This is a genomic window from Mesorhizobium sp. M7A.F.Ca.CA.002.05.1.1 (genome assembly GCF_003998335.1).
Taxonomy (GTDB): Bacteria; Pseudomonadota; Alphaproteobacteria; order Rhizobiales; family Rhizobiaceae; genus Mesorhizobium.
Window position 1 is genome coordinate 1 of record NZ_RZQI01001245.1, and the last position, 1,303, is coordinate 1,303.

The window sequence follows — 1,303 nt, forward strand, 5'->3', positions numbered from 1 at the left end:
GCTCGGTCTTGGCGAGGGTTTTTCGGCCGAGCGCGCCAAGGCCGCCGGCCTGATCTACGAGGTGGTCGAGGAAGCAGCGCTGGAGGCTTCGGTATTGGCGGCAGCCGGCCAGATCGCCGCCAAGCCACCACAGGCGCTGAAGATCGCGCGCAACCTGATGCGTGGTTCGCGCGACGATCTCGTCGCCCGCATCGGCGTGGAAAGCGAGCATTTTCGCGAGCGGCTGAAGTCCGATGAGGCGCGCGCCGCGCTCACCGCGTTCATGACGAGAAAGAAGGCCTGAGCCTCAGGGATAAAGCCGTGTCTTGTCCCAGCCGTCCTTCGCACTGCGCGTAAAAACGAGCCGGTCGTGCAGGCGGAACGGCCTGTCGTGCCAGAACTCGATGGTGCTGGGCACGATGCGGAAGCCGGACCAGTGCTTTGGCCGCGGGATCTCGCCGATCGGATAGCGTGCCGTGTATTCCGCCACCGCTTTCTCCAGCGCAAAGCGGCTTTCCAGCGGCCGCGATTGTTTCGAAGCCCAGGCGCCGATGCGGCTGCCGCGCGGCCGTGTCGCATAGTAGGCGTCGGCTTCGGCGTCGCTGACGATCTCCACCGGTCCGCGAATGCGCACCTGGCGGCGCAGCGACTTCCAATGGAAACACATCGCCGCCTTCATGCTGCCAAGAATCTCCTGGCCCTTGGCGCTCTCGAAATTCGTGTAGAAGACAAACCCGCTTTCATCGAACCCCTTGAGCAACACCATACGCACATCCGGCATGCCGTCGGCATCGACGGTCGCCAGAGCCACGCCGTTGGGGTCGTTCGGCTCGCTTTTCGTGGCGTCGTCCAGCCATGCGGCAAAGAGGCGAAACGGTTCGGCAGCCTCGGTAAAGTCACCGCTTGTTAACTCAGTGTCACTCATAGTTTTTCTCAAATTGTCACGAAGCCAAGATTCTTACAAAACCAAGATTCTTTACGAAGCAAGGGGGAGGCTGCCGATTGTCGCGTATCGCGCAAGCTTTTGACAGCAGGCAATGGAGCGTTATCGCTTCGGCCAGCGCGAAAGCCGCGATCGTGGCGCTCGCCTTGCCGCTTGCCGCGTGTGGCGCCGGCGGCTTCAGCCTGGAAAAAGCCGAAGTCGACCGCTCGATCCTGACCAGCAGCACGTCTGCTTCGGCCGCGCCGGCCAATTTGGATCGCGACTCCGACCAGACGACGATCGGCAATGCGGTTTCCTCGGCCGACATCGAGCAACTCGGCGGGCAGGCCGTGCCGTGGGCCAATGCCGGCACCGGCTCGCGCGGTTCCATCACCGATCTGG

General features: G+C 63.1%; 3 protein-coding genes. 2 read left to right on the forward strand and 1 reads right to left on the reverse strand.

From position 1 onward, the window contains the following. A partial coding sequence (locus EN939_RS34555) for an enoyl-CoA hydratase-related protein (RefSeq protein ID WP_245473286.1) occupies nucleotides 1–283 on the forward strand: 283 nt, incomplete at its 5' end. A 3-nt stretch (nucleotides 284–286) separates the two neighbouring features. Here the strand turns inward: EN939_RS34555 and pdxH are convergent. Continuing rightward, complete coding sequence (pdxH, locus tag EN939_RS34560) at nucleotides 287–904, reverse strand: pyridoxamine 5'-phosphate oxidase (protein WP_127270335.1); 618 nt, start codon at nucleotides 902–904, stop codon at nucleotides 287–289. 77 nt (nucleotides 905–981) lie between these two features. Here pdxH and EN939_RS34565 point away from each other — a divergent pair. Beyond that, the coding region (locus tag EN939_RS34565; RefSeq protein WP_127271864.1) for an RT0821/Lpp0805 family surface protein at nucleotides 982–1,303 on the forward strand (322 nt) is incomplete at its 3' end.

Excerpts from the sequence above, each read along its gene's own strand:
- pdxH (WP_127270335.1), bottom strand. The coding sequence starts at position 904 with ATGAGTGACACTGAGTTAACAAGCGGTGACTTTACCGAGGCTGCCGAA.